This is a genomic window from Streptomyces xanthii, assembly GCF_014621695.1.
GTDB lineage: Bacteria > Actinomycetota > Actinomycetes > Streptomycetales > Streptomycetaceae > Streptomyces > Streptomyces xanthii.
Map to the genome: position 1 here is coordinate 3,929,603 of NZ_CP061281.1, position 25,450 is coordinate 3,955,052.

At 70.6% G+C, this 25,450-nt stretch carries 24 protein-coding genes, 2 tRNA genes and 1 pseudogene; 18 read left to right on the forward strand and 9 right to left on the reverse strand.

The genetic code is table 11. The features are described from left to right. The first annotated feature begins 13 nt into the window (after positions 1-13). Both IAG42_RS17835 and IAG42_RS17840 read left to right on the forward strand, forming a co-directional pair. A complete protein-coding gene (locus tag IAG42_RS17835) occupies positions 14-682 on the forward strand; it encodes a DUF3566 domain-containing protein (RefSeq protein ID WP_188337975.1) in 669 nt (222 codons plus the stop codon). 122 nt (positions 683-804) lie between these two features. Continuing rightward, a tRNA-Ile gene (locus IAG42_RS17840) sits at positions 805-878 on the forward strand. Positions 879-1,684: 806 nt separating this feature from the next. Here the strand turns inward: IAG42_RS17840 and IAG42_RS17845 are convergent. Further along, positions 1,685-2,023, reverse strand: coding sequence for a DUF6344 domain-containing protein (locus IAG42_RS17845; protein ID WP_188337976.1), 339 nt, complete (start codon positions 2,021-2,023; stop codon positions 1,685-1,687). Between the two features lie 325 nt (positions 2,024-2,348). Here IAG42_RS17845 and IAG42_RS38030 point away from each other — a divergent pair, with 325 nt between their 5' ends. Both IAG42_RS38030 and IAG42_RS17855 read left to right on the forward strand, forming a co-directional pair. Continuing rightward, complete coding sequence (locus IAG42_RS38030) at positions 2,349-2,477, forward strand: DLW-39 family protein (protein ID WP_010467770.1); 129 nt, start codon at positions 2,349-2,351, stop codon at positions 2,475-2,477. 354 nt (positions 2,478-2,831) lie between these two features. Beyond that, on the forward strand, positions 2,832-4,223 hold the full coding sequence (locus IAG42_RS17855; protein ID WP_188337977.1) for a hypothetical protein: 1,392 nt from the start codon (positions 2,832-2,834) through the stop codon (positions 4,221-4,223). Positions 4,224-4,232: 9 nt separating this feature from the next. On the opposite strand, the gene IAG42_RS17860 is transcribed toward IAG42_RS17855, so the two are convergent. Together IAG42_RS17860 and IAG42_RS17865 are read right to left on the reverse strand one after the other, a co-directional pair. Continuing rightward, positions 4,233-5,993 carry a serine/threonine-protein kinase gene (locus IAG42_RS17860; RefSeq protein WP_188337978.1) on the reverse strand — a complete coding sequence of 587 codons (1,761 nt, stop codon included), beginning with the start codon at positions 5,991-5,993 and terminating at the stop codon, positions 4,233-4,235. Positions 5,994-6,131: 138 nt separating this feature from the next. Next, a complete protein-coding gene (locus IAG42_RS17865; protein ID WP_188337979.1) occupies positions 6,132-6,680 on the reverse strand; it encodes a helix-turn-helix domain-containing protein in 549 nt (182 codons plus the stop codon). 183 nt (positions 6,681-6,863) lie between these two features. Here IAG42_RS17865 and IAG42_RS17870 point away from each other — a divergent pair. The 4 genes and pseudogenes from IAG42_RS17870 to IAG42_RS17885 all read left to right on the forward strand — a co-directional run. Further along, a tRNA-Ala gene (locus IAG42_RS17870) sits at positions 6,864-6,936 on the forward strand. 274 nt (positions 6,937-7,210) lie between these two features. Further along, complete coding sequence (locus IAG42_RS17875) at positions 7,211-8,443, forward strand: argininosuccinate synthase-related protein (RefSeq protein ID WP_188337980.1); 1,233 nt, start codon at positions 7,211-7,213, stop codon at positions 8,441-8,443. A gap of 48 nt (positions 8,444-8,491) precedes the next feature. Next, complete coding sequence (locus IAG42_RS17880; RefSeq protein ID WP_188337981.1) at positions 8,492-9,235, forward strand: 2OG-Fe dioxygenase family protein; 744 nt, start codon at positions 8,492-8,494, stop codon at positions 9,233-9,235. A 50-nt stretch (positions 9,236-9,285) separates the two neighbouring features. Further along, positions 9,286-10,182: pseudogene (locus IAG42_RS17885) on the forward strand (DMT family transporter); the annotation flags it as partial. Positions 10,183-10,314: 132 nt separating this feature from the next. Here the strand turns inward: IAG42_RS17885 and IAG42_RS17890 are convergent. Next, positions 10,315-11,337, reverse strand: a complete 1,023-nt coding sequence (locus IAG42_RS17890) for a LuxR C-terminal-related transcriptional regulator (RefSeq protein WP_188337983.1) — start codon at positions 11,335-11,337, stop codon at positions 10,315-10,317. Positions 11,338-11,635: 298 nt separating this feature from the next. On the opposite strand from IAG42_RS17890, the gene IAG42_RS17895 reads away from it, so the two are divergent. Together IAG42_RS17895 and IAG42_RS17900 are read left to right on the forward strand one after the other, a co-directional pair. Then, the gene (locus IAG42_RS17895) at positions 11,636-11,809 is read left to right on the forward strand and encodes a hypothetical protein (RefSeq protein ID WP_188337984.1); all 174 of its coding nucleotides are present in this window, start codon (positions 11,636-11,638) and stop codon (positions 11,807-11,809) included. Between the two features lie 5 nt (positions 11,810-11,814). Then, complete coding sequence (locus IAG42_RS17900) at positions 11,815-12,621, forward strand: hypothetical protein (RefSeq protein WP_188337985.1); 807 nt, start codon at positions 11,815-11,817, stop codon at positions 12,619-12,621. A 132-nt stretch (positions 12,622-12,753) separates the two neighbouring features. Here the strand turns inward: IAG42_RS17900 and IAG42_RS17905 are convergent, their stop codons facing one another. Further along, complete coding sequence (locus tag IAG42_RS17905) at positions 12,754-13,458, reverse strand: DUF5324 family protein (RefSeq protein WP_188337986.1); 705 nt, start codon at positions 13,456-13,458, stop codon at positions 12,754-12,756. Positions 13,459-13,727: 269 nt separating this feature from the next. On the opposite strand from IAG42_RS17905, the gene IAG42_RS17910 reads away from it, so the two are divergent. Both IAG42_RS17910 and IAG42_RS17915 read left to right on the forward strand, forming a co-directional pair. Next, complete coding sequence (locus IAG42_RS17910) at positions 13,728-14,255, forward strand: peptidylprolyl isomerase (protein ID WP_188337987.1); 528 nt, start codon at positions 13,728-13,730, stop codon at positions 14,253-14,255. Positions 14,256-14,352: 97 nt separating this feature from the next. Then, a complete protein-coding gene (locus IAG42_RS17915; RefSeq protein WP_188337988.1) occupies positions 14,353-15,234 on the forward strand; it encodes a rhomboid family intramembrane serine protease in 882 nt (293 codons plus the stop codon). A gap of 263 nt (positions 15,235-15,497) precedes the next feature. Here IAG42_RS17915 and crgA read toward each other — a convergent pair whose 3' ends face one another. Beyond that, entirely contained in the window at positions 15,498-15,755 is a 258-nt protein-coding gene (gene crgA / locus IAG42_RS17920) for a cell division protein CrgA (RefSeq protein ID WP_188337989.1), read from the reverse strand. A 153-nt stretch (positions 15,756-15,908) separates the two neighbouring features. Here crgA and IAG42_RS17925 point away from each other — a divergent pair, with 153 nt between their 5' ends. Genes IAG42_RS17925 through IAG42_RS17950 form a run of 6 tightly spaced genes read left to right on the forward strand, consistent with a single transcriptional unit; the run spans position 15,909 to position 20,240 of the window. Further along, complete coding sequence (locus IAG42_RS17925; protein WP_188337990.1) at positions 15,909-16,715, forward strand: DUF881 domain-containing protein; 807 nt, start codon at positions 15,909-15,911, stop codon at positions 16,713-16,715. Between the two features lie 20 nt (positions 16,716-16,735). Next, a complete protein-coding gene (locus tag IAG42_RS17930; protein ID WP_188337991.1) occupies positions 16,736-17,452 on the forward strand; it encodes a class E sortase in 717 nt (238 codons plus the stop codon). A 23-nt stretch (positions 17,453-17,475) separates the two neighbouring features. Next, entirely contained in the window at positions 17,476-17,655 is a 180-nt protein-coding gene (locus tag IAG42_RS17935) for a hypothetical protein (RefSeq protein WP_188341799.1), read from the forward strand. Continuing rightward, positions 17,652-18,299: an aminodeoxychorismate/anthranilate synthase component II gene (locus tag IAG42_RS17940; RefSeq protein WP_188337992.1), complete on the forward strand. Its 648-nt coding sequence runs from the start codon at positions 17,652-17,654 to the stop codon at positions 18,297-18,299. Before IAG42_RS17935 ends, IAG42_RS17940 begins: the two co-directional genes overlap by 4 nt. Further along, positions 18,296-19,420 (forward strand): class E sortase, encoded by a 1,125-nt coding sequence (locus tag IAG42_RS17945; protein WP_223206048.1) that lies wholly within the window; start codon positions 18,296-18,298, stop codon positions 19,418-19,420. Before IAG42_RS17940 ends, IAG42_RS17945 begins: the two co-directional genes overlap by 4 nt. 55 nt (positions 19,421-19,475) lie before the next feature. Beyond that, on the forward strand, positions 19,476-20,240 hold the full coding sequence (locus IAG42_RS17950; RefSeq protein ID WP_188337993.1) for a class E sortase: 765 nt from the start codon (positions 19,476-19,478) through the stop codon (positions 20,238-20,240). 75 nt (positions 20,241-20,315) lie between these two features. On the opposite strand, the gene pknB is transcribed toward IAG42_RS17950, so the two are convergent. From pknB to IAG42_RS17965, 3 genes are all read right to left on the reverse strand, one after another. Next, positions 20,316-22,310: a Stk1 family PASTA domain-containing Ser/Thr kinase gene (pknB, locus tag IAG42_RS17955; protein ID WP_188337994.1), complete on the reverse strand. Its 1,995-nt coding sequence runs from the start codon at positions 22,308-22,310 to the stop codon at positions 20,316-20,318. 229 nt (positions 22,311-22,539) lie between these two features. Beyond that, complete coding sequence (locus IAG42_RS17960) at positions 22,540-24,003, reverse strand: peptidoglycan D,D-transpeptidase FtsI family protein (protein ID WP_188337995.1); 1,464 nt, start codon at positions 24,001-24,003, stop codon at positions 22,540-22,542. Beyond that, entirely contained in the window at positions 24,000-25,427 is a 1,428-nt protein-coding gene (locus IAG42_RS17965) for an FtsW/RodA/SpoVE family cell cycle protein (protein WP_188337996.1), read from the reverse strand. The genes IAG42_RS17960 and IAG42_RS17965 overlap by 4 nt, the downstream gene beginning before the upstream one ends. Positions 25,428-25,450: the final 23 nt, after the last annotated feature.

Below are 25,450 nucleotides of genomic sequence, written 5' to 3' on the forward strand. Positions count from 1 at the left end.
GGAGTGAGTCATCGTGAGCGGAGCCACGGGCGCGGGCTCTACCGGGACATCCACCGGTACGGAAACCGAGGGCGGCCGTGGCTCCGCTCATGATGCGAAAGACTCGCCCGAGTCTCATGGATCCCAGGGGGGAACTGTGACGGACACCCGAGGTCCGCAGACCCAGAGTTACGCGGACGGCGGCAGCGCCCTGCCCGGGGAGCGTCAGCAGCCCCAGCAGGCCGGCCAGCCGTACCACCCGCCGCAGGCGTACCAGAACGCGCCTGCCGGGGGCGTGCGGCGCCCGCGCACCGGCGCCCGTACGACGCCGCGCACGCGCAAGGCGCGGCTGCGCGTCGCCAAGGCCGACCCGTGGTCGGTGATGAAGGTCAGCTTCCTGCTGTCCATCGCGCTCGGCATCTGCACGATCATCGCGGCCGCGGTGCTGTGGATGGTCATGGACGCCATGGGCGTCTTCTCGACGGTCGGCGGCACGATCTCCGAGGCCACGGGCTCCAACGAGTCCAACGGCTTCGACCTGCAGTCGTTCCTGTCGCTGCCGCGCGTGCTGATGTTCACGACGGTCATCGCGGTCATCGACGTCGTCCTGGCGACGGCGCTCGCGACGCTCGGCGCGTTCATCTACAACCTCTCCGCCGGCTTCGTCGGCGGCATCGAGCTCACGCTCGCCGAGGACGAGTGAGCGCGGTTCACGCCTTCGCGTAGCCGCTGGTGGGCGGGCCGGGACTATCGATTTTGGGACTGGCCCCCCTGTGCGCTAATCTTCAGGAGTCAGCGCGCGGGACACACACCGCAGAGCGCGGCGGGGCTATAGCTCAGTTGGTTAGAGCGCATCCCTGATAAGGATGAGGCCACAGGTTCAAATCCTGTTAGCCCCACAGCACGAGGACCCTCAAGCGGAAACGCTTGGGGGTCATTTGCTTTTCCGTACGGGCGTTGCCGGCGCTCGGTCCGAGCATGCGTAATGGGCCCTCTCAGCCGGGAGTGATGGCTGGGGCCTCGTCTGTGCGCTGTGCTGCGTTGTCCTGTCCTGTCCTGGACTGAACTGAACTGGGCTGCGCTGCGCTGCTGCTCTTCGGTTGTGGGGCCTGGCCATCGAGGGCCTGGCTGTCCGGTCCGGGCCTGGGAGCCTGGGGCCGGGGGGCCGGGGGTCCGGGTCTGGACGTTGATGCCTGGGTGCGGCACCGTCGTCCGGCTTGCGTGCGTACAAGGGCAGGGCTGTGCCGGGCGCGCGCGTACGAGCGCTCTGGCTGCTCTGTGCACGGCCTGCCGGCCCGTTCCCGTGGAGTCCTGGGCGGAGTCCCGGTATGGAGCGTGGGCGTGAGCCTGTGCGGCCTTGTGCGGCCCTGTGCTGCTCTTCGCCGCTGGGTGTGCCAGCGGGGTTGTGCGTCTTCTTCTGAGTCTGAGTGCAGCGATGCTGCGGTCCTGCGCGTACAGCAGTGCTGCGGGTGCAGTGGCGCATTGGTGCTGCGGTACTGGCGAGCGCTGTGGCAGCTGGGAGTGCTGCGTGTAGTTCGCTACGTCGTTCGTTACTGCTGGCCTTGCTGGTCGTGCCCGTACTGCTGGTGGTGCTGGTCGTACTTGGACTGCTGTTCCTGCTGTTGCTGCGGGTCTTGCTGTCTGTGCTGGTGTTGCTGTTTGTTCTGGTTCTGCTGTGGTGCCTGTGGGCCCTGTGTCTTCTGGGCTACGGCGCCGGCGGCAGGTCCGGCGTGGCCAGTTCGGCTTCCGCGTCGCGCTGGTCGATGTCGGCCGGCGGGCGGTGGCGGCAGCTGGGGGAAGAACCGTGGGCCTCGGCGCGGATGCGCTGCTTCATCGTCGGTGGCAGGGACCTCTTGAAGGCCCAGTAGGGAGCCGATGCGGCCGCGGGAGCGGGGTCGGCCTGCGGCGCCGGAGCCTGCACCTCCTCCGACTGCTGGACGGGAGTGGCCGCGGCGGCCGGGGAGACGAGACCGAGCGCCGAGAAGAGCGCGATGAAGGCAGAGATGACGATGGTCCACAGCGTCATGACCTTGTTCTTGGTCATGGCCCCTCACTTTCAGGTTGGGCGATTTGCATACTTTCCCAATGATGTGTACGCGGGGTCTGAAGTGAGGGAGCGACGCCCGTGGCGCGTCGATCTTCAGATGAACACCACTCGGATGGGTGCAAGTGACCTGATCTGGCCCTATTTGATACGGATTTCCCGGCCTGGGGGTGATCGACGGGCGATTCGCGGAGCTGTGGACTCCGGATCTACTGCTGTGATCAGGGCGGGAGTTGATGCTCATCCAGGTCACCGATCGGTATCGGTCGGTGTGTATAGTCGGGCGCCAGAGGTCCCCTACGTCAAGGAAAGACGAGGTCGCGCGGTGAAGAAGCTTCTCCTGGTCGCACTGGCCGCCATCGGCGGGCTCCTCGTGTACCGCCAGATCCAGGCGGATCGCGCCGAGCAGGATCTGTGGACGGAGGCGACTGACTCCGTGCCCGCAGGTTCGTGAGTCTTCGACAACAGACTCTTCACAGGCCCCGGTCGCAGCAGCGGCCGGGGCTTTGTGCTGCCCGGAGGCGGTTCGTCTCGTGTTGCGGGCGGCGCGCGACGGCGGTATTCACGGGTGTGACGCCTCCGCTTGCGCGAGCAAAGTGGTGTTGCCGTGGCGGGATTGCTCCGCTGGGCGGACAGTGCGCGGCCGGGAACGGCAGGATGGCCGTCCATGAGGGGACTCGTGAGGCGGTCGGGGCTGAAGAGGCCGTCGAGGCCGTACGGGCTGGGTGGCCTGGCGCTGCACAGGCGGGCTGTCGCGTTGGCCGCCGTACTCGGTGTCTGCGTGGTGCCGGCGCTGCCAGGCGTCGCAGTGGCCACTGCGGGCGCCGAGGCCCCGTATGTGTACGCCCAGGGCGCCCGGAAGATCGGCGCGGCTGCGAACAGTGCGCATGCGCAGCGGCTCACGGCAGGTGAGACGTACCGGAGCACGCTCGGTACGGGCGCGAGCGGCGTCTCCTACTACCGCGTCGAGCTGGACGGTGCCGCCGACGCGTACGCCTCCGTCGTCGCGGTACCGCCGCTCGGCTCGTCGGTGAAGGTGGCCTACGCCGACGGGATCACCGTCTCGCTGCAGGACGGCAAGGGGAATCGCTGCGACTCGGCACGTGCCGGGTTCCGGTCCGGGGCCTATCCGCGGCCGATCGCCGCGGCAGCCGGGCGTCTCGTGCGGCCGGGTGGACTGCGCTGCCAGTCGGCGGGGACGTACTACGTGGTGGTGGAGCGGGCCTCCGCGGCCGCTTCGACGCGGGAGAAGTGGGGACTGGAGCTGCGCGTCGCCACCGAGCCGGGCCTGGTCACACCGGGCCCGAGCACGGGTCCGACGGCCTGGCCGTCCGGGACCTCGTCCGCGGGCGCGGGGTCGGGGCCTGGCCGACGGCGCGCGGGAGGGACCGGGTTCAACGACGCGAAGGCGCTGGACGACGGCGTGTGGACGGACCGGATCGGGCCGGGACAGAGCCACTTCTACCGCGTGCCCGTGGACTGGGGGCAGCAGCTCTCCGTCGATGCCGAGCTGGGCAGTTCGGCGGGGGATGCGGGGCGCAGAGGGACCGTGACGGGCGCGCTGGAGGTGGAGCTGTTCAATCCGGCCCGGGCGCAGGTCGCGGCGGAACAGGCCGTGTACGCGGGCGATCCGACCTCGGCCGGGTTCGATCCGCTGCCTCCCGTCGCCTACGAGAACCGGCGGCTCGTGCCCGACGACCAGGCGGCGATGCGGCTGGCCGGCTGGTACTACGTCGAAGTCACGCTCAACCCGGCGATGGCGCGGAAGTTCGGTGACAAGGCGTCCGACGTGACGCTGAAGGTGGGGGTGGAGGGGGAGCCCGGGCGGGCCCCGGACTATGTGCGGGACCCGGGGGAGTTCCAGGTGACGGCGGAGGACCGGGCGGCGGCACAGCGGGGCGACGGCGGCGCGGAGTGGGCGGACCTCGGTGTGGACGGCGACGGCGGCGGGGCTGGTGCCGGTGCCGATACAGGAGGGGAGCGGTCCGGGGGCGGGTCTGCCGTGCCTACGGCCGCGGCCGGATCGGGGCGTGGTGACGGTGCCGGGAACGCCGGGGCCGGCGCGGCGGCCGCTTCGGCGGAGGAGCGGCCGATGATGCGGGTGCTGGGCTTCGCGGGCGTGGGGACCGGGGCCGCGCTGGTGCTGTGGCTGGGGATCTGGCGGGTGGTCGCGGTGCGGAGCGTACGAGCACGAGGCTGAGCCCCTCGCTCATGCCTGGGTGAGGGCCCAGATCCCTACGGCGAAGCAGAGCGCGGCGACGAGAAGGACGGGGATCGCCACGGCGGGCGGCGGCCCCGGCCTGCGCTGCGGGGCGTCCTGATGTTCCTGGGGCTGTGGGTGGGGCCGAGGCCGAGGTTGGTGCCGGGGGCGAGGTCGGGGCTGAAGAGGTTCGGGCTGGAGCTGTGGAACCTCTTGGGCGCGAGCGGTGTACAGAGAGTGACGGCCTTCTTCGTCCGGGACCACGGTGGTCACCGCAGGGGCCGGCTGAGGGGAGCGGTCGTGGAAGGTCTCGGTGTGCGGTGGGGGCGGCGTGGGATCCAGCGGACGGAATCCCGTGCCGGTGGGCTCGGGTTCCAGCTGGGGCGCCGGCTCGGCGGCGCTGAGAGGCGCGCCGACGGAGGGGGACAGCACCGGCATCGGCGGCACCGGTGGTGGAGGTGGTGGGAGCGGCTCGTCGCGGGGCGACGGAGGCGGGAGATGGAAGCTGCCCGTCTCCGACATCAGGGGCTGACCCGATGTGGAGTCGGACCCGAACCTGGAGTCGGACCCGGACCCGGACCCGGACCCGGAACTGGGAGCGGGCGCGGAATCCGATTCCGGTTCTGGCTCGGGTTCCGGGCTCGGGCTCGAGTTCGGGCTCGGGTGCGGTACGGAGTGCAGGGGCGCGGGCTGGTGCGGGAGCGGCGGCGGTACTGGGGGTGGGGGTACGACGAGAGCGGGAGGTACGAGGGGAGCGGCGGGCATGACGGGGGCCGTGGGGGCGGCCGGCGTGGTCGGCGCGGAGGTGGAGGCCTCGCGCAGGTCGTCGCTCGCCTGAGGCCGTACGGGGCTTCCCGCGGCGTTCAGGGGGCGGGCCCTGCGCCCGCGGACGGCCGGCCCGTCGGGGCTGAACCCCGGGGGGAGCGGGCCGAGTTGGTCGAAGACCTCGATGAGCTCGTCGTCGGGGCCGGGCTCGGGCAGCAGCTCGGCGGCCGCGAGCAGCGCCTTGCGCGCCCCGGTGGCCGTGCGGAAGCGGGCCTCGGGATCGGGCTGGAGCAGCCCGGCCAGGACGCCCCACAGAGGGCCCGGCACTCCACGCGGAGCGCTCGGCGTGCCACGCTCGGCGAAGTGCTCGATCAGGGCCTGAGCGTCGGGCTTGGCACCTTCGAGGAGGTAGAGGGCGACGAGTCCCACGGCGAAGAGGTCCGCGGGGAAGTCCGGTTCGGCGCCGAGTGCCTGCTCGGGGGCGAACCAGCCGGGCGTTCCGACCACGTAGTCGGCCTCGGTCAGCCGTGGCTCGCCCTTGCGCATCGCGATGCCGAAGTCCGACAGGCGCAGATGGGGCAGGCCGGTGCCGGTCGCCTCGAGCAGGATGTTGGCGGGCTTGATGTCACGGTGGACCACGCCCTCCGCGTGCACGGCGGTGACGCCGGCCAGGAGCTGGTCGAGGAGCACGCAGACGAACTCTGGCGGCAGGGGGCCGTAGTCGGCGACGAGATGGGCGAGCGAGCCGCCCGCGACCAGATCCATGGTGAACAGGACCTTGTCGTCGTCCGCGGCCCAGCTCGCCGGGGCCAGGACGTTCGGATGGTCGATGCGCAGGGCCTGCTCGCGCACGAAGCGGAGCAGTGTGTGGGCGTCGCTCTGCTGCAGGACCTTGGCCGCGACGTAGCGCCGGCGCCGGTGGTCCCAGGCGCGCCAGACCGCGCCCACTCCCCCGCGGCCGATCGGGTCGGCCAGTTCGTACCGGCCGGCGAAGACCTCACCCATGGTCGTGCGTCGCTCCCCTCCCGGGGCCGTGCGGGGCACGGGCCCTTCGGACGTCACGTACGGTCCTCCGGTCCGCCGCGCGACCGCCGCCGGGGCGGGCGGTCACGGGGCGGCGGCCGGCGTCGGGCTCGCCCGGGGTCAGCTCTGGTGCGACTGGTAGTGGGCGACCGCGTCGGCGGTGCGTCCGGCGCCGTAGACCCGGAGGAACTCTGCCAGTTCCGGGTGGGTCGGGGCGAGGGAGTCGGCGGCCTCGATGATGTCGCCGGCGGCGGACACGGAGCGCAGCAGCGACTGGATCTCACGCACCACGCGCTTGACCGTCGGGGCACCCGAACTGGACGTGGCCTGACCGGCGTTGCTGAGCACCGAACCCCCCTGGGACTTCTTGATCTCTTCCATGCGCTCGGTGGCCTCGACCGCACTCACGCTGCCGTCCGCGACCTGCCCCGCCAGGTCCTGCAGCAGCTGCACCCGCTGGACGACAGCGGGGTTGCCGATCTTGGCGCGCTGGCCGCTCATCAGCTGGGAGAGCATGGGTGCGGACAGTCCGAGCACGCCCGCGAGACGGGCCTGGTTCAGGCCGAGGTCCTCTATCAGCCGACGGAAGAGCGCCCCCAGCGGCTCCCCGTACCAGTTGCGCTGGAGCTCCCGTGCTCTCGCGGTAGCTTCCTGCTGTGCGGCGTCCATTGCGTCTCCCCATCGCTTCCCCAAGTACGGCGCTTCGCTGCCGCGAAGCACGTGGGGCATCTTACGGAGAGTGGTCGCCCGCCGGGACCCCCAATCCTTTTGCGGTATCCGGGGGGTGACCCGGTACTCTGGTCTGCGATGCCCGCCCGGAGCGCGAATCTTCCGGTGCGGTGCGTTGTTTTCGGGGCCTTAGCTCAGTTGGTAGAGCGCTGTCTTTGCATGGCAGATGTCAGGGGTTCGACTCCCCTAGGCTCCACTCGCATATACCCCTCTGATCTGCGGAAACGCGATCAGGGGGGTCTTTTTGCGTCCCGATCCCCCGTGCCGGCGTGCGGTCGCGGTCGTACGGACAGGCGGCTTCGTGAGCCCGGGGGCTCGGGGCCGGCGGTGTTTGCTGCCCCTGCTGATTCCGTGGTGCCCCCCGTACCCGTGCCGAGGGGGCGGTCCTCCCGTTCCAGGTGCGGTCATGGCCGGTGGCGGTCGGCGGAATCCGTTGTCCGTGACCCGGCGCAGCCGCGAGGCTCGATCACGTGATCAGCAATCTGGTTGGAGAAGACCTCCGTCCCCCGCTCGTCCGGTCCTTCGCGCAACTCGCGTCGCTGGATCCGGACCGGCCCGTCGTCACCCTGTTCAGCGGTGGCCTGGACAGCTCGTACCTGCTGCTGCGGCTGCGGCGGATGGGCGTCCGTGAGATCCACGCGGTGAGCATCGACATCGGCGAGGACGAGTCCTGCACCTACAAGCGTCAGGTGGCCGAGGCGCTCGGCGCCCGGATCCACATCCTCGACCGGCGGGAGGAGTTCGCCGCCCGGCACGTGGCACCCGCCATCGCCGCACAGGCCGTCTACCTGGGCATCCATCCGGTGAGCTCCAGCCTCAGCCGCCCGCTCATCGCCCAGGCCGCGGTCGACCTCGCCCGCGCCATCGGCGCGCAGGCCGTACTGCACACCGCCAACCGCTCGCAGAACACGCTGCGCCGTCTTAACGGGGCGCTGGGGTTGCTCGGCTACGAGGGTGCCTTCGGCAGCCCGTACGACCTGGACCCGGTCACCCGGGAGCAGAAGCTGGCCGAGCTGGGCGAAGCGGGCGTCGGGCTGCTGGCCGGGCGCATCGTCAGCGGCGACTCCAATCTGTGGTGCCGGGAGTTCGAGTCGGGCATCCTCGACGATCCCGAGCTGCACGAGGTGCCGGAGGAGATGTACACGTGGAGCAGGCCCACCGCCGCTCCTGGTGAGACGGAGCGCCTGACCGTGGCGTTCGAGCACGGCCTGCCGGTCGCCGTCGACGGCGTTCCCCTCGGGCTGACCGAGATGATCGACCAGCTCAACCGGCGCGTCGGTGCGTACGGCCTCGGCCGCTACTCGGGCCTCGAGCACCTCGACCACGGCGAGAAGGTCCTGGAGATCCGGGAGATGCCGGCCGCCTGGCTGCTCCTGAACACCTACCGGCACGTCGAGAGCGCCTGCCTGGATGCCGAACTCATCCGGGAGAAGCGGCACTTGGAGCAGGTGTGGACCCGGGAGGTCCTGGAGGGCCGCTGGTTCGGCGAACTGCGGCTGTCCGTGCAGGCGTTCATCGACAGCTGCGCCGCCCGCACCACGGGGTCCGTGACCTGGCAGCTGCGCACGGGGGGAGCCGACACCCGGTCCATCAGCGCCCGCAGACCGCTCTACCTGCGCGACCGCGAGCTGTGGGAGGAGCACACGATCGCCGCCGAGTCCGCGCCGTTCGCCCCGCAGCCGACGCTGCTCGCCACCGTCTGACCCGGCAGACCGGACCGACGCCACCCCGCACTTCCTCTGGAGCACCCCATGGCCACCGCCATCGCCCACCCCGTCGCCACCCACCCCGTCACCGCCGAGGCCGTCGAGGCCCTGGCCGGCCCCGGTGGGCACCTGATCCCCGCCGCCGACTTCTCCGCGCTCGTCGGCGCGGACCCGGCCGAGTGGAACCGCTTCGCCCGGCACTGGGACGAGCTGACCCTCGACACCCACATGGCCGACGGCGGCACCTACCGCCACCGCCGCTACGGACAGTTCGACCTCGACCCGGCCGCCGCGGAACTCACGCTCCTGCCGCACGCGCCGTACCGCCAGGAGACCGACGTCAACCCGCTCAACGGGGGCGTCGAGCGCGTCTTCGACCCGCTGACCGAGTCCTTCGCCACCGACCCGCTGCTGCGCTCGGTCCTGGTCGAACTCGGCCGGATCTTCAGCGCGGTCGACGGCACCACCGCGTGGAACGTGAAGCTCCACCCGTACCGCATCGCCGCGTCCGCCGACCAGACCGGTCAGCCCGCGCCCGAGGGGCGGCACCGCGACGGCGTCACCTTCATCACCTCGCTGATGATCGGCCGAACCAACGTGACCGGAGGCGAGAGCGGTGTGTACACCGACGAAGGCGAACACCTCATGACCACTACGCTGTCCCGGCCCGGCGACATCCTGCTCGGCGACGACCGCCGCACGCTGCACTCGGTGACCCCGGTACAGCCGCGGGACCCCGGCCTCGCCGCGCACCGCGACGTCCTGGTGATCGCCTACACCGCGCGCTGACGCGTACTCCCTTCCCTACGCCCGCCTTCCCGAGCCACCCGAGGAGCCCCATGCCCGCCACCGCGCCCCGCCGTGCCTGGCTGACCGACCTGCCCGTCCTGCTGGTCGCGGTGGTCTGGGGTTCCAGCTATCTGGCCGCGAAGGAGGTCACCACCGCCCAGACCGTGCTCGCCGTTCTGGTCCTGCGCTTCGCGGTCGTCCTGCCCGCGCTCGTCGTCGTCGGCCGGCGCAAGTTGCGCGCCATGGACCGCACACAGATACGCGGAGCCGGGACCCTCGGCCTCATCCTCGCCGGGATCTTCCTCCTGGAGACGTACGGCGTCGTGCAGACCTCGGCGACCAACGCCGGGCTCATCATCAGCCTCACCATGATCCTCACACCGGTCGCGGAGAGCAGGCTGCGGGGCACCCCGCTGCCCCGATCGTTCGTCGCGGCGGCCGCGCTCTCGGTGCTCGGCGTGGTGCTCCTCACCCAGGGCGCCGGCTTCACCGAGCCGTCCCTCGGCGACCTGCTGATGCTGGGCGCCGCGGTCGCCAGGACCGTGCACGTCCTCGCGATGTCCCGGATGAAGTCCGCGCAGGGCGCTGACTCCCTGTCCATGACCACGGTCCAGCTCTCCTCCGCGGTCCTGGTGTTCGCCCTGCTCAGCGCGGTGCCCGGCACCGGCACCGCGCCCTGGACGGCCGCCGCGGACCTCAGCGCGGCGGGCTGGCTGGGGTTGCTCTACCTGTCCGCCTTCTGCACCCTGTTCGCCTTCTTCGTGCAGATGTGGGCCGTGCGGCGTACCTCCCCGTCCCGGGTCAGCCTGCTGCTCGGCACCGAGCCGGTGTGGGCCGCGGTCGTCGGCATCACGCTCGCCGGCGACCGGCCGGGCTCGCTCGGACTCGCGGGCGCCGTCCTCGTCCTCGTCGGTACGACGTGGGGCCGCACGGCGGCCGAGCCCGCATCGAAGGAAGAGCCCGCACCGAAGGAGGAGTCCGCACCGAAGGAGGAGTCCGAAGAGCCTGCTGCGGCGGCAACGGCGGCCGCGGCGCAGACCACCGCCGGGCCCGCACCGCTGCCCGAGAGCGCCCTCGGATCAGTCGTCGAGCCAGCCGGAGCGGACGGCACACACCCCGGCCTGGAACCGGCTCGCCGCTCCTAGCCGTTCGGACAGCTCGGCGACGAGGCGGCGGACCGTGCGTTCGGACAGGCCCAGCTTGCGGGCCATCGCCTCGTCCGTGAGGCCGCCCGCCAGCATCCGCAGCAGTTCGCGGTGGCGGCCCGACGGCAGCCAGCCGCTCCCGTCGTCCGGCCGGTCCGGCTCGTCATGGGCGTCGGCGAGCACACTCGCCGACGCCCAGCAGTGCTCGAAGATCTCCCGAAACACCCCGACGAGGGTCTCGCCGCGCAGGACGACGGCCGCGATCTCCTCGTCGTTCCCGTCCGCGGGCCTGGGCGGCGCGGGCACGATGGCCGACGAGCGGTCCAGCACGATCAGCCGCAGGGGAAGGGTGTGCGCGGTGCGTACCTGCGCGCCCTCGGCGTTCAGTCGCCGCAGGTACGAGGCCATGTGCGGTACCGCGGCCACGGCCCCCAGATGGATCGTGCGGATGCGCACGCCGCGGCCGAGGGCGAGCCGGTCGCGCTCCAGGCCCGCCTCGATCATCTCGGTGGGCAGCGCGCGGCCGGGGTGCAGCGAGAGCACCTCGTCCTCGACCCGCTGCGAGGCGTCCTCCAGCGCCGCCGACACGTTCGCCGCCCCCGTCACCACCTCCAACTGGGCGTCGAGCAGGCCACGGACGCGCAGCGGGTGGAAGTCCACGACGAGCCGGTCGAGGGCCGCCCGGGTCTGCCGCATGGCGTCGAGGTAGGCGCCGGTGCTGCGATCCTCCTCGAGCAGGAGGTTGCGCAGCGCGGTGTCGGGCGAGAGCGCGGTCCACCCGCTCCTGGTGTCGGACGACGGTGTGAACAGACCCAGTTCGCCGAGCAGCTGGAGTGCCTCCGCGAACTCGGTGCCGTTCCAGCCCCGCGACGCGACGAGCGTCTCGGGATGCCAGTCGGCCGCGTCCAGCGCCGCCCGGTAGATCTCCCGCGCCCGCGCGCGTACGACGTCCTCCACCTGAACCCCCCCTTGCGCGCACGGCCGGGAGCCCAGGGGTCCCGTTGCGTGACGCGGCCCCAATGCCTGCCAAGATCCTAAGGAGCCGGGTCTCCCCCTGCCAGGCTTGGTTCGCCATACGGACGGGCGCTGAACCTACGGGCGCACGTCGAGCCTTACGGGCAGCTGCGAGGCGACGTCGGCGTGGGTCCGCTCCAGGCCATGGCCGGACCCGGAACCCTGTCAGGCGTAGCCACGGATCACCCCACCGGAACATGCTGGGCGCACACCCACCGAGCCCCGTTCCAGGAGGATTCCTGTGTCCGCTGCCCAGACCGCCGTCCGCACGCGCCGCCCGTCCGCCTTCCGGGGGCTGCTCACCGCACTCGCCGCCGCCCTCGTCCTCGGCGGTGCGGTGGCGGCCGGCACTGACGCCGGGCAGCGGGGTGCGGTGGGCACGGCCGCATCCGGTGACTCGCTCATCTGGGGCTGACCTCGGTGCCGGCACCTCGCGTCGCCGTCATCGCCCCGCTCACCGGGCCGCGGGCGGCCTGGGGTGCGGTTCTGCTCCGCGAACTGGCCCGGGTGCGGGCCGTCCGGCCGGGCGCCGCCGACTGGCACGTGCACGACGAGACCCCGGACGTGGCCGCCACGGTCGTCGGCCTCGGCTACACCGCGGTCCTCGGCCACAGCGACCCCGCGATCACGGTGCGGGCCCGGAAGACCTACCAGGCGGCAGGGCTGCCGAGCCTGCTCCCCTTCGTCCACGCCGGACCGCCCGCCCTGAGCTGGGCCCCTGACGACGTGGCGCTCGCCTCCACGATCGTCCTGGCCGCGGCCGCGCTCGGCACCGGCCTCACGGTCGTCCGCGACGACGGGCCCTACTGGGCCGCGCTCGCCGACCGGGTCACCGCGGAGGCCCGCGCCACGGGCCTGGGGCCGGACGGCGTGCCCGCGGTCCTCGCGCCGCAGGAGCGCTTCTCGGCACTGCGGCCGCCCACGGCCGGGCCCGTGCTCGCCCTGGCCGAGTGCGGCCTCGCCTCCTTCTCCGCTCTCCGCGACGCGGCGGCGGATCAGGACGTGTGGGCCGTCCACCCGCACACCTGTGCGCCGCGCCGCGCCTGGACCGCGGCGACGGCCCTGGCCCAGGCCTTGGAGACGGCCCTGTCGGGCCCGGCCCTGACCACCGCGATCCGCGCCCGCTCGGCGGCCCTCCTCGCCGCCCGCGGCGGAATCCTCGGCGAGGCGTGGCGCGTCTCGCGCGTACGGGAGGTGTGCGTGCCCGGCCGGTCGTGCACGCGATGAACGCGGCCCTGACTCGGTGGCGAGGGTGACGCTCCACCACCCGAAGAGCCCCTCGGGCCCGGTCGTGGAGACCGGGCCCGAGGGGCTCTTTTGTGTCCGGGCGGCGCCGGGGCGAGGCGGGCGCGCGCGGCCTCAGCGGCCCTCGTCCGGGCCTTCCTCCGCCTCGGCTTCCGCCTGCTTGGCCTGCACCTCCGGGTCGAGGTGGGCCTGGCCGCTGCCGTCGACCGAGGAGAGCGGGGCGTTGTCGGGGACCTCGGTGGCGGCGGGGGGCTCGACGAGCCAGTCCGGGTTGGCCTGCTTGTCCCACCACTTCCACGCGGCGAACGCTCCGCCGGCCAGCAGGCCGATCAGGGCGATGCCCTTGAGGGCGCGGCGGCCGCGGTGACGGCGCTCGTGCTTGCGGGCCAGGGCGCGGATCTCGTCCGCCGAGACCTGGCTGCGCAGGGCGGCGATGGCGGCGGCGCTGCGGGCACCGGCCTCCTCGGCGACGGGCTGGGCGGCGGCGACGGCCTGTTCGATGCGGGGCTTCGAATACGCGGCGGCCTGCTGGGCGGCCCGGCGGGTGCGTGCGGCGGCCTCGTGGGCGGCCAGGTCGACCTTCGGCGGTACATGCGTGCGCGCCTGCTCCAGGCGCGGGGCGAGGTGGGCGTCGTACTGGACGCGCGCCTGCCGTGCGGCCTGGGCGAGGTGCGGGGCGAGCGCGACGCGGGCGTCGTGCGTGTACTGGGCGGCCTTGTCCTTGGCCGTCTCGGCGTAGGGCGCCACCACGTCCGCGGCGTGCAGCACGCTGTCCTTCGCCGAGCCGGTCGCGGCGCGCACGCTGTCGATGCGGGTCACGTGATCCTCCTCCTCGGTGGCGTACAGGTTTTCACCTTTCCACCCTTTTGCGGATCATGCCTGCCAGAGGCGGCAATGCGGTGGTAAGACGCGGAAAGGGGCCTGCCGACGACAATGCCACGGATCCCGGTGGGACGCGCCGGGTCGGCACTGGACCAGTGGGGTTTTTCCGCCGGAAACCCCCGCACAACCCTGACAGTCGAGCGGGCGCCGGGGTGCCGGTGCCGTGCGAGGATCGGGAGGGCACAGGAGACGACGGAAGGCAGATCGTGGCCGAGCAGCTTTACGCCACCCTCAGGACCAATCAGGGCGACATCGAGGTCCGGCTGCTGCCGAACCACGCACCGAAGACGGTCAAGAACTTCGTGGAGCTCGCCAAGGGCGAGCGTGAGTGGACGAACCCGGAGACCGGCGAGACGTCCACGGCCCCCCTCTACGACGGCACGATCTTCCACCGCGTCATCAGCGGCTTCATGATCCAGGGCGGCGACCCGCTGGGGAACGGGACGGGCGGGCCGGGGTACCAGTTCGCGGACGAGTTCCACCCCGACCTGGCGTTCAACAAGCCGTACCTGCTGGCGATGGCCAACGCGGGCCCCGGGACGAACGGCTCGCAGTTCTTCATCACCGTCTCGCCGACCGCCTGGCTCACCCGTAAGCACACGATCTTCGGCGAGGTCGTCGACGACGCCAGCAAGAAGGTCGTGGACGCCATCGCCACCGCGCAGACCAATCCGCGCACCGACCGTCCGCTGAGCGACGTGGTCATCGAGTCCGTGGTCGTCGAGACCCGCTAGCCCGTCGCCGGGCCGTGTCTTCGGCCTCAGGGAACCTTTTCGCCCCGCTCGTCCGTAAGGATGGGCGGGGCCGCTTCACCTGAGGGGACGGACCGACATGGCCGACGCGCACCAGGACGGAGAAGGACTGCCCGGCTGCTACCGGCATCCGGACCGTCCCACCGGGGTCCGCTGCACGCGCTGCGAGCGGCCCGTCTGCCCGGAGTGCATGGTCAGCGCCTCCGTGGGGTTCCAGTGCCCTCAGTGCGTGCGGAGCGGCTCGGGGACCGGGCACCGGCCGACCGCGACGCGGCCGCGCACGCTGGCCGGCGGCACGGTCGCCGCCGACCCGCGCCTGGTCACCAAGGTTCTGATCGGGATCTGCCTGGCGGTCTTCCTCGTGCAGCTGTCCGTCGGAGATCACTTCACCAACCGGTTCGAGATGCTCGGGCTGGCCTGGGTGCCCGGCTTCAGTACTCCGCAGGGTGTGGCCGAGGGGCAGTGGTACCGGCTGGTGACCGCGATGTTCCTGCACGGCGGCTATGCCCACATCGCGTTCAACATGCTGAGCCTGTGGTGGATCGGCGGTCCGCTCGAAGCGGCCCTGGGCCGGGCCCGGTATCTCGCGCTCTACTTCGTCTCCGGGCTCGCGGGCAGTGCGCTCACCTATCTGCTCGAGGAACCGAACCAGGGCTCGCTCGGAGCCTCCGGGGCGATCTTCGGCCTCTTCGGCGCGACCGCCGTCGTCATGCGCCGGCTCAACTACGACCTGCGGCCCCTGATCGCTCTGCTGGTGATCAACCTGATCTTCACCTTCACCCCGGCGTTCAACATCGCCTGGCAGGCCCACATCGGTGGTCTCGTGGGGGGCCTGGCCGTCGGGTACGGGATGATTCACGCCCCGCGGGAGCGCCGCGCCCTCGTGCAGTACGGGGTCTGCGCACTGGTGCTGCTCGCCGTCGTCGTGACGGTCGTCGTGCGGACCGGACAGCTCACTTGAGCTCGTTCCTCCACCGATGGTGACCGCCGTTGTCCACAGCGTGTGCCGGATCTTGTGCATGTGGTGGAGAACGACTGCGCCCCCTGCCGCTGACCTGGGTTTTCCCAGGAAGGGCAAGGGGCGAACAGATGGTCGACCGTAACCTCGCCGGTCACACCGGCGTCAATCTCCGAGAGGTTATCCACAGATCGTCTGACCTTTTCCCCATGTGGAAAACCTGTGGATAACTCAGTGGAAAGCTCGGGCCGAAGCTGGTCCCGGGCCTACTTCCACTGCGTGGAGACGGCGAATCCGGCGGCGATGAAACCGAAGCCGACCACGATGTTCCAGTTGCCCAGGGCGTCGATGGGAAGCGACCCGTTGCTCACGTAGAACACGACGATCCAGGCGAGTCCGATGAGGAACATCGCCAGCATCACCGGGGCCACCCAGCCGCGGTTGGTCAGCTTGACGTTCGTCGCCTGCTTCGACGCCGGCGGCGGGGTGTAGTCGGCCTTCTTGCGGATACGTGACTTCGGCACGAGGGTCTCTCCTGTCGATGCGCTGCGTGGCCGCGCAGGGAACGTGGACGGGCTCCGGAGCAGCGTACAAGCGGAACTTCAACGGAATCTGAGTGCTCCCCCGGGCGTCCGTTAGCGTAGTGCTTCCGCGGCGTCGAAGGAGATAAGGGTACGTTGAGCAATTCTGCCGACCCCCGGAACGAGCCCGGTGCCGACCTCGACCACGGTGGCGGCACCGGTTCCGCCCGTGGCCGTTTCCGCCCCGTGAGGCTGCTCACCGTGGGCGTTTTCGCCCTTGCCGGCCTTATTTTCTTCACCAGCTTCAATACGGCCAAGGGCACCAATATCCGTACGGATGCGTCCCTTCTGAAGCTCTCCGACCTCATTCAGGAGCGCAGCCACAAGAACAAGGAGCTGGAGGAGGGGAACAGCGGCGTCCGCGACGACGTCGAGGCCCTCGCCGAGCGCGACGACGGCTCCACCTCCGCCGAGGACAAGAAGCTGGACGCCCTGGAGAAGGCGTCCGGCACGAAGAAGCTCAAGGGCGAGGCCGTCTCCGTCACCCTCGACGACGCCCCGCCGAACGCGACCGCCAAGCTCCCCGGCTACCCCGAGCCGCAGCCCAACGACCTGGTCATCCACCAGCAGGACCTCCAGGCCGTGGTGAACGCCCTGTGGAAGGGCGGCGCCAAGGGCATCAAGGTCATGGACCAGCGGCTGATCTCCACCTCCGCCGTGCGCTGCGTCGGCAACACCCTGATCCTCCAGGGCCGCGTCTACTCGCCCCCCTACAAGATCACCGCGATCGGCGACCCGGACGAGCTGAAGCAGGCCGTCGCCGCCTCCCCGGAGATCCAGAACTACATGCTCTACGTCAACGCCTACGGGCTCGGCTGGAAAGTCGAGGACGACGGGGCGGTGACTCTTCCCGGTTACTCGGGCACAGTGGATCTCCATTACGCGAAGCCCGTCAGCCAGTAGCCGCCATAAGACACCGGGGGGTGTCGGTGCGAGTCGTCGTCCGGACGTTCAGCGAGCTGTGCATCACGGTCGGTGCCGCGATCGTGCTGTTCGTCGTCTACGTACTGTTCTGGACCGGTGTGAAGGCCGACAGTGCGATGAGCCACCAGATCGACGACCTCCAGGACCAGTGGGCGCGCAGACCCGTCGCCACCGCCTCCCCCGATCCCGGCCCGGCGCCCGGCGAGGAGTCCGCGGACACCTCGCCGCCCGAGCCGGCCGCGTACCGGGACGGCAAGCCCTTCGCCGTGATGTACATCCCGCGATTCGGTTTCACGTGGAACAAGCCCGTGCTGCAGAACACGGAGGTCGACACCCTCAAGAAGGGACTCGGCCACTACGCGGGCACCGCTCAGCTCGGGCAGAAGGGCAACTTCGCGGTCGCCGGCCACCGGCGCACGTACGGCGACCCGTTCAAGGACTTCCCCAGGCTGCGGCCCGGTGACCAGGTCGTGCTCACCGACGGCACGACCTGGTTCACGTACGTCATCGACACCGAGCCCTACAAGACGCTGCCCGGGGACGTGGGCGTGATCGACCCCGTGCCGCGCAAGTCCGGGTACAAGGAACCGGGGCGCTATCTGACGCTCACGACGTGCGAGCCGGAGTGGGGTCACAGCCACCGGCTCATCGTCTGGGCGCATCTTGATGCCACTCAGCCTGTGGAGGCCGGGAAACCGGAAGCGTTGCGCCGTTAGTCTGGTGCGCGTACGAAGACGGCGTGGAAGGAGCGACCGGCATGTACGGCTGGATCTGGCGGAATCTGCCGGGCAACGCGTGGGTGAGGGCGCTGATCTCGATCGTGCTCGTCCTCGCGGTCGTCTACGTCCTCTTCCAGTACGTCTTCCCCTGGGCCGAGCCGCTGCTGCCCTTCAACGATGTGACGGTGAACGGCCAGTGAGCACGCGAAAGACCCGCATTCTCGTCGTCGACAACTACGACAGCTTCGTCTTCAACATCGTCCAGTACCTGTACCAACTGGGCGCGGAGTGCGAGGTGCTGCGCAACGACGAGGTGACGACCGCGCACGCGCAGGACGGCTTCGACGGGGTGCTCCTGAGCCCCGGCCCGGGCGCCCCCGAGCAGGCGGGCGTCTGCGTCGACATGGTCCGGCACTGCGCCGACACCGGCGTCCCGGTCTTCGGCGTCTGCCTCGGCATGCAGTCCATGCAGGTCGCGTACGGCGGCGTCGTGGACCGCGCGCCGGAGCTGCTGCACGGCAAGACCTCCCTGGTGCGGCACGAGGGCAAGGGCGTCTTCAAGGACCTGCCCGACCCGTTCACCGCGACCCGGTACCACTCGCTGGCCGCCGAGCCGGACACCGTGCCCGAGGTCCTCGAGGTCACGGCCCGCACCGAGGACGGCATCATCATGGGCCTGCGCCACCGTGAACTGCCGGTGGAGGGCGTCCAGTTCCACCCCGAGTCCGTGCTGACCGAGCACGGGCACCTGATGCTGGCCAACTGGCTGGCGGAGTGCGGCGACGCGGGCGCGCCGGCCAGATCGGCGGGTCTCGCGCCCGTCGTGGGCAGGGCCTCGGCGTGACCGAACTGCGCCCGGACGACCCTCTCGGCGGTCCCTTGCCGGGGCAGCAACAGGGGCATCAGGGGCAGCAGCACCCGTCACCGTGGTTCCGCCCCCCGGGCGCCGCGGAGCAGCAGCAGCCGGTCCAGGAGCCCGCACCCGAGCCGGAGCCCGAGTGGTACGCCCCCGAGGGCTACGCCCAGGACTGGTACCCGGAGCCGGATCTCCAGGTGCCGGACGCGCAGACGCCCGTACGGGACGACGAAACGGTTGCTCTGCGCACGGCCGACACCCGGCGCGCGGCGGAGCCCGTCGTCACCGGCGGCCGTGCGGCGCGCAGGAAGGCCGCCAGGAAGGGCGGAGGGCGCCATGCGGGCGGAGCGGCCCCCGCGCCCGCCGCGGACCCGGAGAAGCCCGACGACAGGCCCCTCACGCGCGTCGAGGCCCGCCGCGCCGCGCGGGCCGCGCGCCCGAGCGCCGGCGTGCTGGCGAGCCGCGCCATCGGCGAGGTCTTCATCACCCTCGGCGTGCTCATGCTCCTGTTCGTCACCTACCAGCTGTGGTGGTCGAACGTGCGGGCCCACAACATCGCCGGCGACGCCCGCAGCCACCTCGAGGACGACTGGGCCAACGGCAAGGGCAAGCCCGGCACCTTCGAGCCCGGCCAGGGCTTCGCCATCCTGCACATCCCGCGGCTGGACGTCGTCGTGCCGATCGCCGAGGGCATCAGCAAGCCCAAGGTGCTCGACCAGGGCATGGTCGGCCACTACGACAAGGACAGCATCCCGACGGCGATGCCCGACGCGAAGCAGGGGAACTTCGCGATCGCGGGGCACCGCAACACGCACGGCGAGCCGTTCCGCTACATCAACCGTCTCGAGCCCGGCGATCCGATCGTTGTCGAGACGCGCGACAAGTACTACGTCTACAAGATGGCGAGCATCCTCCCGCAGACGCCGCCGTCGAACACCGCGGTGATCGATCCGATCCCCGCCGGGTCCGGTTTCACCAAGCCCGGCCGGTACATCACACTGACCACCTGCACGCCGGAGTTCACCAGCACCTATCGGATGATCGTCTGGGGCAAGATGGTCGAGGAGCGGCCGCGCGGCAAGGGCAAGCCGGACGCCCTCGTCGACTAGGGCGCACACCGGCGGCGGGCATCACGGGCACGGCACAGGACGGGGCGAACAGTCAGTGGCAGCGACGACCGGCCGCGAGAGCGACCATGAGCAGGACGCGGAGCGCGACGGCGCCCCCGCCTCACCCGCATCCCCGCCGCCGCCCCGCAGGGGCCGGATCGCGGCGGCCGTCAGCGTCTTCGGCGAACTCCTCATCACCGGGGGCGTGATCCTCGGCCTGTTCGTCGCGTACTCGCTGTGGTGGACGAACGTGATGGCCGACCGGGAGGCCCACAAGCAGGGCAACAAGGTCCGCGACCACTGGGCCGCGGACAAGGGCCCCGGCGCCCTCGACACCAAGGACGGCATCGGCTTCCTGCACGTCCCCGCCCTGGGCAAGGGCGAGGTCCTCGTCGAGAAGGGCACCTCGAGCAAGGTCCTCAACGACGGCGTGGCCGGCTACTACACGGACCCCGTGAAGGCCGTCCTGCCCACCAGCGGCAAGAAGGGCAACTTCTCGCTCGCCGCGCACCGCGACGGGCACGGCGCCAAGTTCCACAACATCGACAAGATCGAGAAGGGCGATCCGGTCGTCTTCGAGTCGAAGGACAAGTGGTACGTCTACAAGGTCTACGACATCCTTCCCGAGACCTCGAAGTTCGACGTGGACGTCATCGACCAGGTGCCCAAGCAGTCCGGCGTGAAGAAGCCCGGGCACTACATCACGCTGACGACCTGCACGCCCGTCTACACCTCCCGCTACCGGTACGTGGTGTGGGGCGAGCTGGAGCGCGTCGAGAAGGTCGACAGCGAGCGCACACCGCCGAAGGAACTGCGCTGACGCCACGGCACACGTGAGAGGGCCCCGGCCCCCCTTGTGGGGGACCGGGGCCCTCTCGTACGCGAAGCGGGCGGGTCAGTCCTCGCCGAGGCCGCCGAAGAGGCCGCCTCCGTTGTTGCCGCCGTTGCCGCCACCGCCGGGCGCCGTCACCAGGGTGATGGTGTCGCCCTTGTTGATCGGGCTGTTCGCTCCGGGCTGGCTGCCCATCACGACCGCGTTGTCGTCACCCGGGGAACCCGCCGCCAGCTGGACGTTGAGCCCCATGTCGGAGAGCTGCTTGCGGGCGTCCTTCAGCTTCTTGCCCCCGAGGTCCCCGGGGACGGTCAGCTGCTCGGCCGCCTTGGCGACCTTCAGGGTCACCGTGGAGCCCGGCTCGGCCTCGGAGTTCGCCGCGAGGCTCTGGGAGAAGACCTTGCCCGGCTCGACACCGGCGGCCTCCTCCTCGGTGCAGGTCGCCTTCAGCTTGTTCTGCGTGAGCTGGGCCGTGGCCTGCTCACAGGTGAGGTTCTTGGCGGAGGACACGTCCGGCACGACGACCGTCTGCTTCGCGGCGGCGACGGTCAGGGTGATCTCGGTGCCCTTCTCGACCTTGCCACCGCTCTCCGGGTCCTGCTTGAACACCGTGCCGGGCTTGCGGTCCGACTCCTCGGACTCCCGGGAGATGTTCGTGAAGCCCTTGCTCTTCAGGTCGGCCTCGGCCTCGGCGTACGACAGGCCCGTGACGTCCGGGATCGTCAGCTTCGGCGACCCCGTCGACATGCGCAGGGTGATCGTCTCGCCCTTGTCGACCTTGCCGCTCTTCGGGTCCTGCTCGCAGACCGTGTTCTTCGGGCTGTTCTGGCAGGCCATCGGCTCGCCCTTGACGACCTTGAGGTCGACGCGGTCGGCCTTCTCCTTGGCGTCCGGGAAGCTCTCGCCGATGAGGCTCGGGACCTCGACCTGGCCGTCGCCGCTGCCGCCGCTGCTGAACCACTTGCCGATCAGGATGGCGCCGACGAGCACGAGGATGCCCGCCGCGACCAGCAGGATCGTCGACGTGTGGCTCTTGCCCTGCTTGCGCCGGCCGCCGCGGGGCTCGTCGTAGCCGTAGCCGCCGTCGTCCGGGTTGACCGGGGGCAGCATCGAGGTCGGGGCCGCGCCGCCGTTCTGCGGGCGCAGCATGGCCGTCTGCTGGTCGTCCGGGTGGCCGCCGTAGCCGACCGCGCCCATGGACGCGGTGGCCGCGACGGGCTGGCCGTCGAGGCAGGCCTCGATGTCGGCGCGCATCTCGTCGGCCGACTGGTAGCGGTAGTCCGGGTCCTTGACCAGGGCCTTCAGGACGATCGCGTCCATCTCGGGCGTGATCTCGGGGTCGAAGACCGACGGGGCCTGGGCCTCTTCGCGGACGTGCTGGTACGCGACCGCGACGGGCGAGTCGCCGACGAACGGAGGGCGGACCGTCAGCAGCTCGTAGAGGAGACAGCCCGTCGAATACAGGTCTGAGCGGGCGTCGACCTGCTCACCCTTGGCCTGCTCCGGCGAGAGGTACTGGGCGGTGCCGATGACCGCGGCCGTCTGCGTCATCGTCATGCCCGAGTCGCCCATGGCGCGGGCGATGCCGAAGTCCATGACCTTCACCTGTCCGGTGCGGGTCAGCATGACGTTGGCCGGCTTGATGTCGCGGTGGACGATCTGGGCGCGGTGCGAGTACTCGAGGGCCTGGAGGATGCCGATGGTCATCTCCATGGCCCGCTCGGGCAGCAGCTTGCGCCCCGAGTGCAGCAGCTCGCGCAGCGTGGATCCGTCGACGTACTCCATCACGATGTACGGGATGGAGATGTTGTCGACGTAGTCCTCGCCGGTGTCGTACACCGCCACGATCGCGGGATGGTTGAGCGAGGCGGCCGACTGGGCCTCCCGGCGGAACCGGGCCTGGAACGACGGGTCGCGCGCGAGGTCAGCACGCAGCGTCTTCACCGCCACGGTGCGACCGAGCCGGGTGTCATGCGCGAGGTAGACCTCCGCCATGCCACCACGGCCGAGCACCTGGCCCAGCTCGTACCGGCCGCCGAGGCGACGCGGCTCTTCCATGGTTACCTACCAGCCCTCTCCGTCGGTTCCGTCCGTCCCGTGCGGGGGCGGGCGGTGTGCCGTCCGGCATACCGTACCCGTCCCACCCGACGTGACCTGGTCAGCGTCGGGAGCCGTGACAGGACCGGTATCGCCACGTGCGACTTCGTGAAGAACAGGTGACCGGGCTCACATGAAGAGGTGAACCCGGCCGAGCCTGAGGATGTGTACGTCACTTCCGTCACGTACGTCACTTCTTGCCGTTGATGACCGCTTCCATGACGCTCTTCGCGATCGGGGCGGCGAGACCACCACCGGAGATGTCACCGCGGTCGGCGTCACTGTCCTCGACGACGACGGCGACGGCCACCGGGGTTCCCGAGCTCGTCTTCGCGTACGAGACGAACCAGGCGTACGGGGTGCCCTCGTTGTTCACACCGTTCTGCGCGGTACCGGTCTTGCCGCCGACCGTCACGCCGGGGATCCTCGCCGCGGTGCCGGTGCCGCTGTTGACGACCGTCTCCATCATCGACTGGAGCTTCTGCGCGTTCTCCTTGGAGAGCGGCCGGCTCATCTCCTTGGGCTCGTGCTTCTCGATCGTGTCGAGGTTCGGAGCCTTCAGCTCGTCGACCATGTACGGCTCCATCAGGGCGCCGTCGTTGGCGATCGCCGCGCCGACCATCGCCATCTGCAGCGGCGTCGCGGCGGTGTCGTACTGGCCGATGGCGGAGAGCGCGGTCTGCGGCCTGTTCATCTCCTTGTCGAAGTTCGAGGCGCTCGCGCGGACCGGGATGAACTGCTCCTCGTTGAAGCCGAACTTCTCGGCGGTCTCCCGCATCTTGTCCTTGCCGAGGTCCGAGCCGACCTTGCCGAACACGGTGTTGCAGGACACCCGCAGGGCCTCGCGCAGCGTCGCGTTCTTGCAGGGCAGGTTGCCCTCGTTCTTCAGCTCCGTCGTCGTGTCCGGCATCGTCCAGGGCAGCGGCGAGTCCGTGCGCTCGTCGGCGCCCGAGTACAGGCCGTGCTCCAGAGCGGCCGCGGCCGTGACCAGCTTGAAGGTGGAGCCGGGCGGATACGTCTCGCGCAGCGCCCGGTTCACGAGCGGCTTGTCCTTGTCCTTGTCGAGCCTGGAGAAGGTCTTGCCGTCCTCGTTGAGGCTGCCGGCGAACGACGACGGGTCGTAGGACGGCGTCGACGCGAGCGCGAGGATCTTGCCGGTGGAGGGCTCGATCGCGGCGACCGCGCCCTTGCCCCGGTTCTTCAGGCCGTCGTACGCGGCCTTCTGTGCGGCGGCGTCGAGGGTCGTGACGACGTTGCCGCCCTCCTTCGGCTTGCCCGTGATCATGTCGAGCGTGCGGCGGAAGAAGAGCCGGTCGTCGCTGCCGGAGAGGATGCCGTCCTCGAGGTTCTCGATCTGGCTGGCGCCGACGACCTGCGAGGAGTACCCGGTGACGGGCGCCCACATGGGCCCGTCCTTCCAGGTCCGCTTGTACTTGAGGTCGGTGCCCTTGGTCTTCGTCGACCCGGTGATCGGCTTGCCGTCGACGATGATGTTGCCGCGCTCGGTCGAGTAGCGGGCGATCAGGACACGGCGGTTGTCCTTGTCCGAGGCGAGGGTGTCCGCCTTGACGTACTGCAGCCAGTTGTCCCGGATGAGCAGGGTCAGGATCAGCAGCCCGCAGAAGATCGCGATTCGGCGCAGGGGCTTGTTCACGGTCGGACCACCTGGGTCATCTCGGCGTCGGGACTGGGAGCGGGGGCGGGCGCGGGCCTGCGGGCCGTGTCGCTGATGCGGATCAGGATGCCGATGAGCGCCCAGTTCGCGATCACGGACGAACCGCCGTACGCGAGGAACGGCATCGTCATACCGGTCAGCGGGATGAGGCCCATGACACCGCCGGCGACCACGAAGACCTGAAGGGCGAAGGCGCCGGACAGGCCGACGGCGAGCAGCTTGCCGAAGGGGTCGCGGGCCGCGAGGGCGGTGCGGACGCCGCGCTCCACGATCAGCGCGTAGATCAGCAGCAGCGCCATCAGGCCGGCGAGGCCCAGCTCCTCGCCGAAGGTGGCGAGGATGAAGTCGGAGTTGGCCGCGAAGCGGATCAGCTCGGAGTGGCCCTGGCCCCAGCCGGTGCCGAGCGTGCCGCCCGAACCGAACGCCCACAGGGCCTGCATCGCCTGCTCGGAGTGGCCCGGGATGCCCTGACGGCTGAGCTGGAACTCGCGCATCGGGTCGAGCCAGGCGTCCACACGCTGCTGGATGTGCGGCTCGAAGCTGGCCACACCCACGGCGCCGACCGCGGACATCAGCAGACCGAAGACGATCCAGCTGGTCCGCTCGGTGGCGACGTACAGCATGATGACGAACATTCCGAAGAACAGCAGCGACGTACCGAGGTCGGTCTCGAACACCAGGATGAGGATCGAGATCGCCCAGACGACGAGGATCGGACCGAGGTCACGTCCGCGCGGCAGGTACAGGCCCATGAAGCGCCGGCTGGCCAGCGCCAGCGCGTCGCGCTTCACCATCAGGTAGCCGGCGAAGAAGACCGCGAGCACGATCTTGGCGAACTCACCGGGCTGGATGGAGAAACCGGCCACGTTGATCCAGATGCGCGCGCCGAAGATGTTCTGCCCGAGGCCCGGGACGAGCGGCAGCAGCAGCAGGACCAGGGCGCCCAGCATCGAGATGTACGTGTAGCGCTGCAGGACGCGGTGGTCCTTCAGGAAGATCAGCACGACGATGAACAGGGCGATGCCCATGGCCGTGTACATCAGCTGCCGGGGCGCCGCGTTGCCCGCCTGGTCGATCGACTGCAGCAGCTTCGACTGGTCGAGCCGCCAGATGACGACCAGACCGAGCCCGTTGAGCAGCGTCGCCAGCGGCACCAGCAGCGGGTCCGCGTAGGCCGCGAACTTCCGTACGACGAGGTGCGCGACGCCGGCCATCAGACCGAGGCCGAGCCCGTAGCCGAGCAGGCCCGCGGGCAGCTCGCCGTCGATGGCCAGGCCCACGTTGGCGTACGCGAAGACGGGGATGACCACGGCGAACACGAGGAGCGCCAGCTCGGTGTTGCGCCGGCTCGGCGCCCCGATGGCGCCGATGGTCGACGTATGGGTCGTGGAGTTACTGCTCATGGCGTGCTGAGGCCCCCAACGGC